The 15023-nt window shown below is 69.9% G+C and carries 18 protein-coding genes; 8 read left to right on the forward strand and 10 right to left on the reverse strand.

Annotated features, from left to right (window positions below; genetic code table 11):
- Positions 1 to 127: 127 nt before the first annotated feature.
- The 4 genes from ACZ607_RS17755 (at position 128) to ACZ607_RS17770 (ending at position 2797) form a co-directional block, all read left to right on the forward strand.
- Positions 128 to 490, forward strand: a complete 363-nt coding sequence (locus tag ACZ607_RS17755) for a MarR family winged helix-turn-helix transcriptional regulator (RefSeq protein WP_469735603.1) — start codon at positions 128 to 130, stop codon at positions 488 to 490.
- Entirely contained in the window at positions 487 to 1920 is a 1434-nt protein-coding gene (locus ACZ607_RS17760; RefSeq protein ID WP_469735604.1) for an MFS transporter, read from the forward strand. Before ACZ607_RS17755 ends, ACZ607_RS17760 begins: the two co-directional genes overlap by 4 nt.
- Before the next feature lie 33 nt (positions 1921 to 1953).
- Positions 1954 to 2247: a DUF1330 domain-containing protein gene (locus ACZ607_RS17765; RefSeq protein WP_469735605.1), complete on the forward strand. Its 294-nt coding sequence runs from the start codon at positions 1954 to 1956 to the stop codon at positions 2245 to 2247.
- A gap of 76 nt (positions 2248 to 2323) precedes the next feature.
- Positions 2324 to 2797, forward strand: a complete 474-nt coding sequence (locus ACZ607_RS17770) for an NUDIX hydrolase (protein WP_469735606.1) — start codon at positions 2324 to 2326, stop codon at positions 2795 to 2797.
- 136 nt (positions 2798 to 2933) lie between these two features.
- Here the strand turns inward: ACZ607_RS17770 and ACZ607_RS17775 are convergent, their stop codons facing one another.
- Both ACZ607_RS17775 and ACZ607_RS17780 read right to left on the reverse strand, forming a co-directional pair.
- The gene (locus tag ACZ607_RS17775; protein ID WP_469735607.1) at positions 2934 to 3077 is read right to left on the reverse strand and encodes a hypothetical protein; all 144 of its coding nucleotides are present in this window, start codon (positions 3075 to 3077) and stop codon (positions 2934 to 2936) included.
- A gap of 219 nt (positions 3078 to 3296) precedes the next feature.
- Positions 3297 to 3818 carry an MFS transporter gene (locus ACZ607_RS17780; protein ID WP_469735608.1) on the reverse strand — a complete coding sequence of 174 codons (522 nt, stop codon included), beginning with the start codon at positions 3816 to 3818 and terminating at the stop codon, positions 3297 to 3299.
- A gap of 98 nt (positions 3819 to 3916) precedes the next feature.
- Between ACZ607_RS17780 and ACZ607_RS17785 the strand changes: the two genes are divergently transcribed.
- Together ACZ607_RS17785 and ACZ607_RS17790 are read left to right on the forward strand one after the other, a co-directional pair.
- The gene (locus ACZ607_RS17785) at positions 3917 to 4423 is read left to right on the forward strand and encodes a DinB family protein (protein WP_469735609.1); all 507 of its coding nucleotides are present in this window, start codon (positions 3917 to 3919) and stop codon (positions 4421 to 4423) included.
- Between the two features lie 301 nt (positions 4424 to 4724).
- Positions 4725 to 5213 (forward strand): DinB family protein, encoded by a 489-nt coding sequence (locus tag ACZ607_RS17790; protein ID WP_469735610.1) that lies wholly within the window; start codon positions 4725 to 4727, stop codon positions 5211 to 5213.
- A gap of 107 nt (positions 5214 to 5320) precedes the next feature.
- Here ACZ607_RS17790 and ACZ607_RS17795 read toward each other — a convergent pair whose 3' ends face one another.
- From ACZ607_RS17795 to ACZ607_RS17805, 3 genes are all read right to left on the reverse strand, one after another.
- The gene (locus ACZ607_RS17795) at positions 5321 to 5935 is read right to left on the reverse strand and encodes a TetR/AcrR family transcriptional regulator (RefSeq protein ID WP_469735611.1); all 615 of its coding nucleotides are present in this window, start codon (positions 5933 to 5935) and stop codon (positions 5321 to 5323) included.
- Positions 5936 to 6164: 229 nt separating this feature from the next.
- Positions 6165 to 7763 (reverse strand): succinic semialdehyde dehydrogenase, encoded by a 1599-nt coding sequence (locus ACZ607_RS17800; RefSeq protein ID WP_469735612.1) that lies wholly within the window; start codon positions 7761 to 7763, stop codon positions 6165 to 6167.
- Between the two features lie 25 nt (positions 7764 to 7788).
- Entirely contained in the window at positions 7789 to 8709 is a 921-nt protein-coding gene (locus ACZ607_RS17805) for an acetoacetate decarboxylase family protein (RefSeq protein ID WP_469735613.1), read from the reverse strand.
- 781 nt (positions 8710 to 9490) lie between these two features.
- Here ACZ607_RS17805 and ACZ607_RS17810 point away from each other — a divergent pair.
- Positions 9491 to 9772 carry a hypothetical protein gene (locus ACZ607_RS17810; RefSeq protein ID WP_469735614.1) on the forward strand — a complete coding sequence of 94 codons (282 nt, stop codon included), beginning with the start codon at positions 9491 to 9493 and terminating at the stop codon, positions 9770 to 9772.
- Between the two features lie 370 nt (positions 9773 to 10142).
- Positions 10143 to 11060 carry an NAD-dependent epimerase/dehydratase family protein gene (locus ACZ607_RS17815; protein ID WP_469735615.1) on the forward strand — a complete coding sequence of 306 codons (918 nt, stop codon included), beginning with the start codon at positions 10143 to 10145 and terminating at the stop codon, positions 11058 to 11060.
- A gap of 50 nt (positions 11061 to 11110) precedes the next feature.
- Here ACZ607_RS17815 and ACZ607_RS17820 read toward each other — a convergent pair whose 3' ends face one another.
- From ACZ607_RS17820 to ACZ607_RS17840, 5 genes are all read right to left on the reverse strand, one after another.
- Complete coding sequence (locus ACZ607_RS17820; protein WP_469735616.1) at positions 11111 to 11755, reverse strand: TetR/AcrR family transcriptional regulator; 645 nt, start codon at positions 11753 to 11755, stop codon at positions 11111 to 11113.
- A gap of 67 nt (positions 11756 to 11822) precedes the next feature.
- Entirely contained in the window at positions 11823 to 12767 is a 945-nt protein-coding gene (locus tag ACZ607_RS17825; RefSeq protein WP_469735617.1) for an LLM class flavin-dependent oxidoreductase, read from the reverse strand.
- Positions 12768 to 12809: 42 nt separating this feature from the next.
- Positions 12810 to 13544 (reverse strand): alpha/beta fold hydrolase, encoded by a 735-nt coding sequence (locus tag ACZ607_RS17830; RefSeq protein WP_469735618.1) that lies wholly within the window; start codon positions 13542 to 13544, stop codon positions 12810 to 12812.
- Positions 13541 to 14017, reverse strand: coding sequence for an ester cyclase (locus ACZ607_RS17835; RefSeq protein WP_469735619.1), 477 nt, complete (start codon positions 14015 to 14017; stop codon positions 13541 to 13543). The genes ACZ607_RS17830 and ACZ607_RS17835 overlap by 4 nt, the downstream gene beginning before the upstream one ends.
- Positions 14018 to 14031: 14 nt before the next feature.
- Positions 14032 to 14979 (reverse strand): NADP-dependent oxidoreductase, encoded by a 948-nt coding sequence (locus tag ACZ607_RS17840; protein WP_469735620.1) that lies wholly within the window; start codon positions 14977 to 14979, stop codon positions 14032 to 14034.
- Between the last annotated feature and the right edge of the window lie 44 nt (positions 14980 to 15023).

The raw sequence follows: 15023 nt of genomic DNA on the forward strand, positions 1-15023 counted from the left end.
AGGAGGCCGATTGCCGAGATCAGTGCGCTGATGCGGTGAGTCACGTGGACATCATCAACGATGACCTCGGCCAGCGGAAGTGATCCAAACGAACCGGCCTAGGGCCGCGAGGCGCCTGCCCCGGGACATGAGCCTGACGTCCGCCGCCACCCTGGCCACCCTGGACCGGTCCGGCCCGCGGCGCATCACCGATCTGGCCGCGGTCGAGGGCGTCACCCAGCCCGCGATGACCGCCCTGGTCCGGGTGATGGAGGAGTCCGGCCTGGTCGAGCGGCGGGGCGACGCGTCCGACAAGCGCGTCACGCTGGTGTGTCTGACCGAGGCCGGCGCCTCCTACGTCCGGACGCGGCGTCAGGCGGGCGTCGACGCGTTCGAGCGGCTGATCGGCGACCTCACCGGCGACGAGGTCGAGGCGCTGGTTGCAGCCCTTCCCGCGCTGGAGCATCTGACGGAGCTCGAACGCCGGGACCGCGAAGGTCCGAAGCAGTGACCGGGCAGCCGGTCGGCGTGGGCGCGGAGAAGGCGCCCCCGGTGGCGCGCGCGGAGGCACGACTGCTGGTCCCCGCCCTGATGTTCATCGCTCTGGTCGTGGCGGCGGTCGCCAGCCTCGGGGCGCCGCTCATCACCAGCGTGGCGACCTCGTTCCACGTCCCGCTCGGCAGCGCGCAGTGGACGCTGACCGTCGCGCTGCTCAGCGGCGCCGTCGCCACGCCGGTCCTGGGCCGGCTCGGAGCCGGCCCGCACCGGCGGGCCACCATCCTCGCCACGCTGGCGGTCGTCGTCGCCGGCAGCGCGCTCACCGTGCTGCCGCTGCCGTTCGCGTGGCTGCTCGCCGGCAGGGCGGCCCAGGGCGTCGGGCTCGGGCTGACGGCGCTGATGATGGGCGTGGCGCGGGACCATCTCCCCGAGGAGCGCGGCACGGCCGTGATCGCCCTGATCTCGGTGGTCTCGATCATCGGGGCCGGCGTCGGCTACCCGCTGGCCGCACTGCTCGCCGAACTCGGCGGCGTACGGGCCGCCTACGGCCTCGGCCTCGTCGTCACCGCCGCCGCCCTCCTGACCGCGTGGCGCTCCATGCCCGACGCCCCCGAAGGCCGCTCCGCCCACGTGGACGTGACAGGCGCGGTCGTCCTGGCCGCCGCGCTGCTCCTGGTGCTGTTCCTCGCCGGCGAACGGAGTCTGTGGAGCCGGCACCTCGCCGTGGCGGCCGGCCTCGCCGTCGTCGCGGTGGTGCTGCTCTGCGTCTGGGCCGTCATCGAGCTGCGCAGCGCGACGCCCCTGGTCGATGTACGGGCGGTGCGGCACCCGGCGGTCGCCGGGGCGAACCTCGCCATGTTCGTCGGCGGGATCGGCATGTACCTCCTGCTCACGCTCGTCACCCGGTACGCGCAGACGCCGCACGGCGCCGGTTACGGCTTCGGGCTGACGACCTTTGTCGCCGGGCTGGTCCTCATCCCGTTCTCGGTGCTGGGGTTCGTCGCCGGCAAGCTCACGCCTCGGGTCCGTACGCGGATCGCCGACCCCCTGCTCCTGGCCGGCAGTGCCGTCGTGGTCGGCGGCGGGTTCGCCCTGTTCGCGGCGGCCCGGTCGGACCTGGCCGAACTGTTCGTGGCGATGGGCGTGCTCGGCTTCGGCGTCGGGGGCTTCTCGGCCGCGATGCCCGGCGTCATCCTGGCCGTCACCCCCAAGAGCGAGACGTCGAGCGCCATGAGCTTCAACTACGTCGTCCGCAGCGTCGGGTACTCCCTGGGCAGCGCCGTCGGCGGCCTGATCCTCGCGGCGAGCACCGGCCCCGGCAGGCTCTTCCCCGACGACAGCGCCTACACCACGGCGGCGTTGGTCGGTATCGGCGCCATGGCGCTCACGACGCTGACAAGCCTCGCTCTCGCCCGCCGACGCTCGTCCGGGAACGCCCCGTAAATCAGATGTACTCATCCCCACACTGGAGGTTCCATGCCCAAGGGCTACTGGGTCAGCGTCTACCGCACCATTTCGGACCCCGAGAAGCTGGCTGCATACAACGAACTGGCCCGCCTGGCCGTCGGGCCCGCGGGCGGTCGGACCATCGTCCTCGGCGGCCGGGTCATGGCGTACGACGCCGGAATCGCCGAGCGCACCGTCCTGGTCGAGTTCGACAGCTTCGAGCAGGCCGTCGCGGCGCGCGAGAGTGCGGCCTACCAGAAGGCGCTGGTCGCCCTCGCAGATGGCGTCGAGCGTGATTTCCGCATCGTCGAAGGCATCGACTGACCGAGCTCCGGACCAGGGCGGCCCGACCCGTGCCTGCCCCTGGGACGTCGGGATAAGGTCCGACGGGAGGTACGGAATGAGTTTCCGGCTGGCGGCGTATGCCGTGTGCATCGAGGACGGGCGGGTGCTGATCGCCCGTCACGTGTCGCCCCATGGTGAATCCACCTGGACGCTTCCGGGCGGCAGGGTCGAGCAGGGAGAGGATCCGTTCGACGCCGTGATCCGGGAGGTGGCCGAGGAGACCGGCTGCGACGCGGTGGTCGAACGTCTGCTGGGCGTGGATTCCAGGGTGATCCCCGCGTCCGAACGCGCCGTCCCCGGCGGACCTGAGCATCAGAACGTCGGTATCTTCTACCGGGTCCGGATCGTCGGTGGCCGACTCCGGCCCGAGCCGGACGGCGAGATCGCCGAGTCGGTCTGGACCCCGGTCCCCGATGTCGCCGGTCTGCGCCGGTCATCGCTGGTCGACATCGGCCTCGCCCTGGCGCACACCGTTCCGGCGACCGGCCACGTCGCCGCCGTCCCCGTCGGCGGCCTGATCCAGCACTGAGGTCACCACCGACGCCTCCATGGACGGCGCGACCGTCGTCCGGCCGGACGAAGAAGACGGGCCCCGCCCGCATCGACCCCGGCTCGGACTCATCGGCCGCCGCACGGGCGGCGGTTGACCTCGATGGTGAGCGAGGTCAGAGCGGTGTGCCCGCCTTGATGACGTGCTTGAGACACTCCTGCGGCCTGGTCAGGACCGAGATGTCTTCCAGTGGATCCCCGTCGACGACGAGCAGGTCGGCGTGGGCGCCGACGGCGAGCGTGCCGAGGTGGCCTTCCATGCGCAGCAGTCGGGCGGCGGTCGTCGGAGAGCGGGCGCAGGTCGCCGTGTCCGCCGGTCCGGGAGAGCGCCTTGCCGCCGTGGACGAGCCGGGGGCCGGGCATCAGCCCCTCGGCCAGGGCCCGGGCCATGCCGTGATCGGCGCCGCCCACGTCCCGCACGGTGGTGAAGCCGCGGCGCAGCATGCGCCCGGCGAGGGCGCGGACCGTGAGGCCGGGCGTCACGGCGGCCCCGGCCACGTCGAGCACGCGTACCCCGTCGGCGGCGGCCGGGGCGGGCCCGGTGCCGGTGGCGGCGATACGGCCCTCGGCCACCGCGAGCCATGAGACGTCGGTGAGTTCGCCCTGCTCGGGGTGGAGGAGGAGGGGGGCGCCGGTGATGAGCAGGCGGCCGGCGGTGGGGGTGGTCGTGCGGTGGCACCTTCCAGTTGTTCCAGGCTGCGTCCGGAGGTCTTCTCACCGAACGCGACGATCACGGCCACGGCGACCGCGGGAGCACCGACCAGGGCCAGGAAGATCTGCGTGAAGCCGACGCTCTGGTACACGTAGCCGATGGTGATCGGGGCGACGATCGCGCCGATCCGCCCGACGGCGGAGGCCGCGCCCATGCCGGTGGCCCGTACGGCGGTCGGGTAGAGCTCGGCGGTGTAGGCGTAGTAGACGGCGGCCGAGCCGTTGGTGAAGGCGGCCAGGAAGGAGGAAGGCGACCAGCAGCGCCGCCTGTCCGTCGGCCAGGGCCACACCCAGGGCGGCAATCTGACCGAAGACGCGGGGTGAAGCGGGTGGGGGTCGTGCACAAATCCCTCGACACGGGTGGCGTCGATCGGGGACGCTTCGCGCGATGACAAGAATCGATGACACACCGCCGGCGTGGGACGAGCGCACCCAGCTCACCACGTTTCTCGACTACGCACGTGGCACCGCTCGCGCCAAGTGCGAAGGCGTATCCGCGGAGAACGCCCGCAAGGCGCTCCTGCCGGGCTCGCCGCTGATGACCATGAGCGGAGTGATCAACCACCTCCGCTGGGTCGAGTACTACTGGTTCCAGGTGATCTTCCTCGGCGAGGAGGACCTGGCCCCCATGACCGACGAGGATCCCGACCGCGAGATGCGGATCGCCGTCGACTTCCCGCTCACGCAACTGCTCGACGAATACGCCGAACAGAGCTCCCGCTACCGCGAATTGGTCGCCGGTAGCGATCTGGGCAAGCAGGCCCGGGGAACCATCCGCAACGGCCTCCACGTCGACCTGCGCTGGATCCTGCACCACCTCACCGAGGAGACGGCCCGCCACAACGGCCACCTGGACATCCTGCGCGAGATGCTCGACGGCACGACCGGCCACTAGGGCCTCTCGTTTGGATCATGCCGGGCTCGCGGGGTCTGGCACGCACTCCCCCAAGCTCTCGACTTCGCTCGAGCAGGGGGGACCCCCAGCGGCGTTGTCGTCAGTCGGCAACGCTCCGCGTTGACTCCCTCCTCCGCCTTGCAGCTGCACGCACCAGACCCCGCTCCCTGATCCGGCCTGATCCAAACGAAAGACCCTAGGCGACCGGCGCTCCGTTCGCGGGGCGTGCCCAGACCCGCGGCCGTCACGCAGTGGGTGGATCGCTGCCGCGCTTGTCAGTGGCGCCTGGCACCATGCGCGCATGGACACAGAGAGCAAGGAGAAGAAGACGCTGTCGGCGTTCCTCGCGGCGCAGCGATCCAGCGTCCTGGCCATTGTCGACGGGCTCGACACGCAGGCGCTGACCACGCCGGTCCTGCCCTCGGGCTGGACGCCCCTCGGACTCGTGGAACATCTGGGGCACGCGGAGAGACACTGGTTCCAGGAGGTCGTCACCGGAGCGGCCGAGCCGTTGCCGTGGCCCGATGACCACGCCCCGCTGACGACACCGCGCGCGCCGGAGGTGGTCTTCGCCTTCTACGAGGACCAGTGCCGCCGTTCCGACGCCGTCATCGCCCGCACCCCGTTGTCGTCACCCCCGCGGGGTCGTCATCCCGAACCCCTGGGGGACGAGCTCGCCGACCTGCGCGGGATCATCCTGCACGTTGTCGAGGAGACCGCACGGCACGCCGGCCATCTGGACGTCGTCCGCGAACTCCTCGACGGCCGAACGGGACTTGGACCTCGCTGAGCACCGGCCCGTAGCTGCTGCGGGCCATCCGTGCAGGTTCTTGACGTCTGCCAGGCGGCACATGGGGCGGCGCCCGGCGGGCACGGCGGAGTGCGGACCCCGGGCCGTCACCTGCCGGCCGGTGTGGCCACCGCCTGCGACAGCGCCGGAGAGGCAGCGAACAGCGCGTACACGGAGGCGCGGACCTGATCGGCTACGACCTCGGGGGTGGAGGTGTCGAGCTTGCCGTCGAGGTGGAGGAAGGCCAGACCGTGGACGAGGGCCCACACCGTCGTCGCCAGCGCGGCGGAGTCCTCGGCCCCGGGGAAGGCGTCGCGGACGATGCTCTGGACGTACTCGGTGATGACGGCGGTCGCGGCGACGCGTTCCTCGCTGGTCGGGTCGCACGGCTCCGCGAACATCGCCCGGAACAGGGCGGGGTGCTCCAGGGCGAACCGTACGTACACCACGGCGACGGCGGCCAGGTCGTCGGGTGTGGAGGGAGCGGGGTGGGCGGCGGCAAGGTGCTGGGCGAGCTCGCGGTACCCCTCCGCGGCGACGGCGGACACGAGGGCGTCACGGTCCGCATAGTGACGATAGGGAGCCGTCGCGGACACGCCGGCCTTCCGGGCGACCGCGCGCAGGGAGAGAGCTGCGCTGCCGTCCTCCTCCAGCAACTCCCTCGCAGCCCTCAGGCAGGCCGCGCGAAGGTCCCCGTGGTGGTATCCGCCGGCTTGAGACACAGGCCACACTCCCTAGTACTTGCGACGTTCACATACCCTCTTCAATGTGAATGGTGCATACATCATAAACGATCGAGAGGGAAGAGGGAACTGGGACTTCCTGCCCTGGCCGAGGATCTGATCAGGACGAGCCCGCCGCGCCTGGCCTGTCAGGGGGCGGAGCCCAGCCGGGCGCTGCAACCGCCCTCGTCGCGGCCACGGCGGTGCGTCGGTCGCTGTTCGGCGGACGTCAGCGGACGCCGACTCCCTTCATGACCTTCAGCGCGCCGGTCAGGAGCTTGGCCCAGGTCTCGGGGCTGATACGGGCCGGCGGGTAGAAGCCCTGGAGGCGCTGGTGGGCGACGGTCTGGGCTTCGGTGTACTTGAGGATGCCGTCGGCGCCGTGACGCCGGCCGAGCCCCGAGTCGCCCATACCGCCCATGGGGGCGTCGATGCTTCCCCAGGCTGCGGCGAAGGCCTCGTTGACGTTGACGGTGCCGGCGTGCACGCGGGCGGCGACGGCCCGGCCCCGGGCGCCGTCGCGCGACCAGACGCTGGCGTTGAGGCCGTACGCCGTGGCGTTCGCCTGCGTGACCGCGTCGTCGACGTCGCGGTAGGAGTAGACGGAGACGACGGGGCCGAACGTCTCGTGGTCGTACAGCGTCATGTCGGGTGTGACGTCGGTGAGGACGGTCGGCTCGTGGAACAGCGGACCCAGATCGGGGCGGGCCCTGCCGCCGGCCAGGACGGTGGCGCCCTTGGCCACGGCGTCGCCGACATGCTCGGTGACCGTCTTGAGCTGCGACGTGGTGGTGAGGCTGCCCACATCGACGCTGTAGTCGTACGCGGCGCCGATCTTGAGCTTCTTGGTACGGGCGACGAACGCGGCGACGAACTGCTCGCGGATGGACTCGGCGACGTACAGACGCTCGATGGAGACGCACAGCTGGCCCGCGGAGGGGAAGCAGGCGGCGACGGCGCCGTCGGCGGCCTTGTCGATGTCGGCGTCGTCCAGGACGATCATGGCGTTCTTGCCGCCGAGTTCGAGGGAGGCGCCGATGAGGCGCGTGCCGGCGCCGCTCGCGATCTGGCGGCCGGTGGCGGTGGAGCCGGTGAACATCATGTAGTCGGCGTTGTCCATCAGCGCGCCGCCGATGGAGCTGCCCCGGCCGATCACCATCTGCCAGACATCGGCCGGAAGGCCCGCCTCGTACATGAGGTCCATGGACCACAGGGCGGTGAGGGCGGTCTGGGTGTCGGGCTTCTGCACGACGGCGTTGCCGGCCATGAGCGCGGCGATGGTGTCGCTGGCGGCCATGCTCAACGGGTAGTTCCACGGCGAGATGACGGTGACGACGCCCTTGGGGTGGCGCAGCTCGGTGGCGTGCGTGAGGAGCGGGATCGCACCGTGGCGCCGCTTGGGGGACAAGTACTTGGCGGCGTTGCGCGCGTAGTACCGGGAGACGACGCCGATGTCGACGACTTCGAGGAACGCGTCGCGCCGGGTCTTGCCGTTCTCGGCCTGCATCAGGTCCAGCGCCTCGTCCTGGCGGGCGAGAACCAGGTCGTGGTAGCGCAGCAGGATCCTCTTGCGCTCCGCGATCGGCGCCGCCGCCCAGGACTTCTGCGCGATCCGCGCCCGCCCGAACGCCGCTTCGACGTCCTCGGGAGTGGAGACGGGGAAGTCGGCCAGGGGCGCGCCGGTGTAGGGAGCGTCGGTGGTGACCCGTGCGGCGTCCGCGGCGGCCGAGACCCGGGCGGTCAGCTTGGTGAGCAGGGCCGGGGTGATGGACGCGGGCAGGCTCAGGACGCGGGCGGGCTCGGTGCGGCTGGTGTGGTCGGTGATCATGGCGGGGACTCCTCGCTGCTTGCTGCTACTTGTTCCGGCTCCGGACCGAGGTGGGCACCGGCATGTGGAGGGCGGCCTGGCCCTCGGTCATGACGTCGAACTGGATGGTCCGCTTCGGCTTGAGCGAGCGCAGGTCGTCGGACATGCGGCCCTCACCGAGCTGGAGGGTGATGCCGTTGGTGCTGCGCGTCGTGCCGGCGTTCAGGACGTTGGTCTGGTTCAGGGTGGAGTGCCAGGCACCGTTGATCGTCGTGTACGAGGTGAGTGAGCTGACGCGCTCGCCGCTCGGGTAGGCCTTCTGGGCCGGGGTGTTCGCCAGGAGCGACAGGTCGACCCCGCCCGCGTCGTTGGCCACGCGCGCGGTCGTCCGGTAGTGGTCGATGTCCACGTCGAGCTCGGTGACCCACTTGGGGAAGCCGTAGCCGTCGTGGCCGCGGACCTGGGCGATGTCCGAATTCACGGGAAGGGACAGCACGTAGGAGTCGAGGTGCTCGTTCTTGAGGCCGGAGACGAGGTCGAAGAAGCCGAGCCTTCCGTGCCGGGCGGGCTTGACGGCGACGCCGACAGCCGCTTCGGTGTAGAAGTCGATGTCGCACACGTCGTAGCGGAAGAACAGGACCGAGATCAGGCCGAGTCCGGGCGCGACCTCCAACGGGTCGAGTTCCGCGGGGAGCCGGGTGCGGATCGCGCGGGACGGCGCGACCATCGTGAGCCGGGCGCTGGACATCGCGTAGTAGAAGTTCGGGGTGAGCGTGGGACCGATCGGGGAGTCGACCTTGATCTTCGGCAGCTGCCGGAAGAAGTCCACGCCGCTGACGCGCGGGTCGCGGGCGATCGAGTCGAGGACGGGGTCCATCCGGTACTGGTCGTACAGGCCGCCCTTGGGGACGCTGACCTCGCGGTCGCCCAAGCTGACCTTGATGCTGTCCTTCGGTGCTGAAGACATGGCGGGGGTTCCTTCACTCTGCATGTAAGCGGTGCACACATGACTGTAGGCAGGCAATGTGTGCACTGTCAACAATGGGGTGTGGGGATTTTGCGGACGGCCGCGGAAGGCCGTCGGCCGGGGCGCTCCACCGCCTCCGGCAACTTGGTGGTCGCGCCTGTTGCTACCGGTTCGGCTTGCGCGGGAGGCCTGTGCGAGGTGGCTCGGAAGCGCGGCGACTCCTGAATGTTGACGCTGCACACTTCGCGCGATAATGTGTGTGCTGTAAACATTCGACTCCGGGAGGCGAGGGCGCGCTCGGCATCGGCCGGCCGGTGGGAACGTCGCGGATGGCCCATGCCCAAGACCCCGCAGGAGTCCTTCATTTCATTGATGCGAACGGAGTTGTCGTGAAGGCTGTATCGATCACGGAGAACGGTGGTCCTGAGGTCCTGCAGTTGATCGAGACCGAGGACCCGACGCCTGCCGCCGGTGAGGTGGTCATCGATGTGGTGGCCAGTGCGCTGAACCGGGCGGACGTCACCGGGGCGAGGGAACTCGCGGGGGAAAGCAGGTACTTCGTCGGCCTTCCCGGCGTCATCCGTCGCGTGTGGACCCGTACCGAGGAAGGGGCCGCGTTCGTGCGAGATCACCCGAACAGCTCGTTCCCTTCAGCAGGTCGATTCGTTGGGGAGTCTGGAATACCGGAACCGATCACAATCGACCACTGCGCCGTCTCCGCGCACCCCAGGCTCCCTGTCGTCACAGCGGGAGCAATCGGCGCGACCACGGGAGGAACGGAATGCGCTCTCTGCTGGAGGGCTTCTTCGACACGATGGAAGAGTTGCGGGGCGACTTTCACCGGCGGCTGGAGGAGATCGAGCGAGAGGCTTTGCCCGCGCCGGTGACGAGCGCCCGTCCGGCGGCCGGGTACATCCCCGATCCGGACAGGTTCGAAGAGATCCGGTTTCCGCTCGGTCTGAGGACCCTCTGGGTCACCGGCCGCGTGTCGGTCGAGCCCAGCGAGGGTGAAGAGAAAGCATTCACCGGCATGCAGCCGGCCTCTATTGATGACGAGCCGTGATCAGCGGAAACGTTCTCTCGCGAAATGGCGGCAGGCAGGAACGGTTCTCCACTGGCGAGGAGCGCCGCGGGCGACGGATCGCCGCACGCCTGCAAGGCGGAACCGCTGAAGCCAACGACGCCTACGCCGCGGCGTAGGGCTCGGTCGACGCGCCCATGGGCGGCATGAAGGCCTCCTGACCGGGCCGCCGTCACGGCGGGCACGGCATCGTGAAGTACACCGAGTCCCAGACCGTCACCGTCTGGTGGTTGATCCCGGTCGGAGCACCTGACGGAATCGACCCCGCACGCCAGGCCCGCATCGTTCCGCGGGCCTGAAAATCTTCAAGCGCCTTCCGGGCGTCACATGGACAAGAGAGAGTGACACACCCATGCACACGGTTCTGGGAGCCAACGGGCCGATCGGCGAAGAGCTCACCCGGGAGCTGTACCGCAGCTTCACGCACGACATCCGGCTGGTCAGCCGTCGCCCCGCGAAGATCCACGACACCGACCAACTGGTCAAGGCCGACCTGACGGACCCCGAGGCCACGAACCGGGCCGTCGAGGGCAGCGAGGTCGCCTACCTCACCGTGGGCCTGCCCATGGACTCCGAGCTGTGGGAACGGCAGTTCCCCGTCATGATGCGCAACGTGATCGACGCCTGCGCGACGTACGGAACCAAGCTCGTCTTCTTCGACAACACGTACATGTACCCGGGTACGAGCACCCCGCAGACCGAGTCCACCCGCTTCGAGCCGAACGGCCGCAAGGGCCGGGTGCGGGCGCAGATCGCGACGACGTTGCTGGACGCGATGGGGGCGGGAACGGTCGACGCCGTCATCTGCCGGGCGCCGGAGTTCTACGGTCCGGGAAAGACCAAGAGCCTGACCAACTCGCTCGTCTTCGACCGCATCAAGGCGGGCAAGCGGCCCCTGGTTCCCCTCAGCGCGAAGACCGCCCGGTCCCTCATCTGGACGCCGGACGCCAGTCGCGCCATGGCCCTGATCGGCAACACGCCGGACGCCTACGGCCAGACCTGGCACCTGCCGATCGACCCGCACCGCCGCACCTACGCCGAACTGGTCCACGTGGCCGAAGAAGTCACCGGCCGCCGGATCCGCTACACCGTGCTTCCCCTGGCCCTCTTCAACATCGGCGGCCGTTTCGTCGGACCGCTCGGAGAGGTCCAGGAACTACTGCCGCGCTACCGCGGCGACAACATCTTCGACACCTCGAAGTTCACGACGCGTTTCCCCGACTTCGCCGTCACCTCCTACCGGGAGGGCATCACCGAGATCCTCGGCTGAGTTTCCTTCCGGAACTCTCGTCGACGCCGGGACGCGACGCCGCGGGCTGATCAGGACCCCACCCGATCCTTGTGCGCGCAGCCGGGGGTGTCCCGGCCGGCGACGCCGGCGAGCACCAGGTCGAGCTCTGCCAGTGAGCCCTCCAACGCGGTGGACCGGTCGGTGGAGTCAGCGAGGTCCAGGGCGATCTCACAGATCCCGCCGTACAGCAGCGAAGTGAGGGGATCCAGCGGCCGGTCGGGGATGCATCCGGCTTCGCTCGCGATCGACAGTCCGCGCCGCATCTGATCCTTGCACCCGGCCTGGATACCGCGCATCGTGGACCAGTCGAGCGCGCCCGGCGCTTCGATCAGGGTGATCTGACGTACGGCGGGCTCCAGGGACGCCTCCAGCAGGGCGCGGCAGCCCGCGGCCATCCCGTCCCAGGGATCCTGCTCGGCCTGGAACGCCCGCCGGACGATCACGGCGAGCTCCTTCTGGTCGGCCGCGTACACCTCGCGGAAGATGTGTTCCTTGTTGCTGAAGTGGTGATAAAAGGCGCCGCGCGTCACGCCGGCCCTGGTGCAGATCGCGTCCAGCGAGGTGACGGAGAAACCGTCGCTGTTGAAGAGGTCGCGTGCCGCAGCGACCAGTGCGCCCGTGGTCGTCCTGGTGCGTTCCTGCTGACTGCGGCGCACATGTGCCTTCGCTGTCACTCACATCCCCTTTCGCCTCCCACCAGGATAGAAGCGCGACCACAGGGCATGTGTCTCGCGTCGGCCGTCATCGGTTCCCGCCCAGGTCGAGGAGCGGCCGGACCTGAGCGGCGAACATGTCCAGGGCCGCGTGCTGATCGTCGGCGACCAGGCGGACCACGAGGTGCCGGGCTCCTGCCGCGATGTAGGAGTTCAGCCAAGCAGCGCTGTCCGCGGGCGGGCCCGCGAACATGGCCTGGATCTGCTCCACCCTCTCCAGCGGGGCGTTGTAGTAACGCTCGATGCTCCCGCGTAGAAGACGGCGCGCGTGCTGGGCATCGTCTCCCAAACAGAGCGTCGCGTACAGGGCGGGGGCGATCGGGCGGGCCGCCGGCCGCTGGATGGTCGCTCGGTCCCGGGCATAGTCGGCGACGACCGGAGGGTAGGGCAGCCAGCCGTCCGCCAGACGGGCCACCCGCCGCAGCGCGGGATCGCCGCCCCCCGCCAACCAGATCGGCGGTCCTTCCGGGCAGGTCGGCGTGGGCGCCAGGGTGACGTCGCGGAAGCGGAAATGACGGCCGCTGAACGAGACTTCAGTGCCGCTCCACAGCCTCCGCATCGCCTCGATCGATTCATCGAGGCGGCTGACCCGGGTCCGGAAGGGTACGTCGATCGCGTCGAACTGCGCCTGGGTGACGGTGGTGGGGAAGCCGGCACCCAGGCCGACGATCAGACGCCCGTCGGCGAGCCGGTCCAAGGTGGCGAGCTGGTGGGCAAGCAAGATCGGATGCCGCAGCGCGGGCAGCAGCACGGCTGTACCGAGCATCACTCGCGGGGCGGCCATGGCCACGGCCGACAGCAGGAGCAGGGGATCGGCGCGGGGGCGGGCGAGGGGGCTGTCGCCCGCCCAGAGGGAATCGAACCCGACAGCTTCGGCGTGCCGAGCGTGTTCGATCAGCCGGGCCAGGTCGTCATCGCCCCGTACGGCCTGATCGCGCGTCGGCAGCAGATAGCCGACTTCGACTTCGGACATATGACCATCTCCCTTCATCGAGCTCGATCGCCCGGGCCGTCGTCATCTCCCGGACGAAGGACGGCGGCGGCCCGCTGACGGCGGTGGGACGGGGCGTGCGTCCTGCAGGAGGGTTTCCGCCAGTGCCTGCGGTGCGGTGACCATGGCATCGTGGCCGACGTGCAGGACCGTGCTCTCCCAGCCGTTCCTCTCGGCAAGGCCGGGGAACGGCATGGGACCGTCCGGCGAGCAGAGGACCGCACGGCAGTCGATCGCGTCGACGGCCCCGGACAGTCGGGTCGGCTCGGAGAACGTCCGCCGGGGATGGGGTGTCAGCCTGGTCTCCAGCCACGCCACCTGGCCCGGCTCCGTCACTCCGACGGTGGCCGCCGGGGGTGGCGGGACCAGACCGTCGACCGTGGCCGATTCGGTCCAGTCGCGGAAGAACTCGGGTGCCAGATCCTCCAACGACTGCCCGTCCTGACCTGCCCAGGCGTCGACCATGGTGATGCGGGCGACGCGTTCCGGCATGCGATCGGCAGCCTCCCGTACGACCAGGCCGGCGTAACTGTGCCCGACGAGCACGGTGTTGTGCAGGTCCTCGTACGTGAGCACCCCCAGGAGGTCGTCCACGTGCGTGCGCAGCCCGATCCCGAGGCCGAGGAGGTGAGCCCGCTCGCCGAGACCGGTCAGGGTCGGCGTGTGGACCTCGTGACCTGCCGTGCGCAGCAGCTGCGCGGTCCGGCGCCAGCACCAACCGCCGTGCCAGGCGCCGTGCACCAGCACATATGCAGTCATTGCGCCGGTGTCCTCGTGCGTTCGCGCCAAGCCGCGAATCTTTCCGCTGCGGCCTCGGTGGACAGGCCGAGCTGTTCGCACATCTGGTGGAAGTCGAAGAAGAACCGTTCGTGGAGGATCAGGCCGTCCCGCACGGTCCAGTGGCAGGCGAAGGGCAGTGTGAAGGCCCTGCCGGTGGCCTCGATGCCGACCAGGCTTCCCTTCATGGTGGCCTGCACCGTCCCGGCGCCGACGACCAGGTCGCCTGCCGTGACGAGGTACTCCAGCTGCACGTTGTAGTCCGGGAAGGTGCGTAGGAACGCCGCGTTCTGCCGGGCGACTTCGTCCAGGCCGGAGGCGACGGCCTGGAAGGCGATCGTCTCGAAGACGACGTCGGGGTGGCAGAAGCGCATGGCCCCTTGTATGTCGGCCTGGCTCTTCGCCTCGGCGTACGACCGGACGACGTCGCTCGGCACGGTGTGCTCCTCGGTCATGTCCCTCTTCCCGTTCATTCCGGCTCACCGACGGTGAGCACGACCTTTCCGACGGTCCGGCCGCTGGCGACGTGGTCATGTGCTTCGGCCGCATCCGCCAGCGGGAACACCGCATCGAGGTGGACCTTGAGTTGTGCCCGGGCGACGAGTCCGGCCAGCGCGTCGAGCCCCGCGCCGTCCGGATCGACGAGAAAGGCCACAGCGCGCACACCGAGCTCGGCGGCGCGTTCGTACAGGCCCGGAGTCCAGGCCGCCTGCCCGCTGACCAGGACGCCGCCCGGCCGAAGGCAGTCCAGTGCCTTGAGCCCGGCCTCGCCGCCGAACATCTGGATGACGGTGTCCATGTCGCGCACGGCGGTGGACACGTCGGTCGTGGTGTAGTCGATCACTTCGTCCGCGCCCAGTGAGCGCACGAAGTCGTGTTTGGCGGCGCTGGCCGTGCCGGTCACGTGGGCGCCGCGGGCCTTGGCGATCTGGACCGCCAGATGCCCCACCCCGCCCGCCGCACCCGCCACGAGCACTCGCTCTCCGGGAGCGGTGGCGGCGACCTCGGTGAGCATCTGCCACGCCGTCAGGCCGGCCAGCGGCAGCGCCGCAGCCTCACTGAAGCCCAGACCCGCCGGCATCCGGGCGAAGTGCCGGGCCGGGGCGGCGACGTACTCGGCATAGCCGCCCGCCTCCCGGGGGAACCACGGCATCCCGAACACCGGATCGCCGGGCCGGAACCGCGTAACGCCGTACCCGGTCCTGACCACCGTCCCGGCGACATCCCAGCCGTTGACGAACGGCAGATCGAGCACCCGGTTGTAGGCCTGCCCCCGCCGCGTGTACACATCCACCGGATTGACCCCGGCCGCGCCGACCTTGACCAGCACCTCGCCGTACGTCGGCTCGGGTGTCTCCACCTGGACCAGTCGGAGAGATTCGGTCTCTCCCCACGCTGTCTGCTGCATCGCCCGCATACGCGTCACCTCCTGGCGCGAAGCTACATACATGCAGTCTGTAT

It is taken from the genome of Streptomyces sp. NPDC104381 (genome assembly GCF_055583745.1).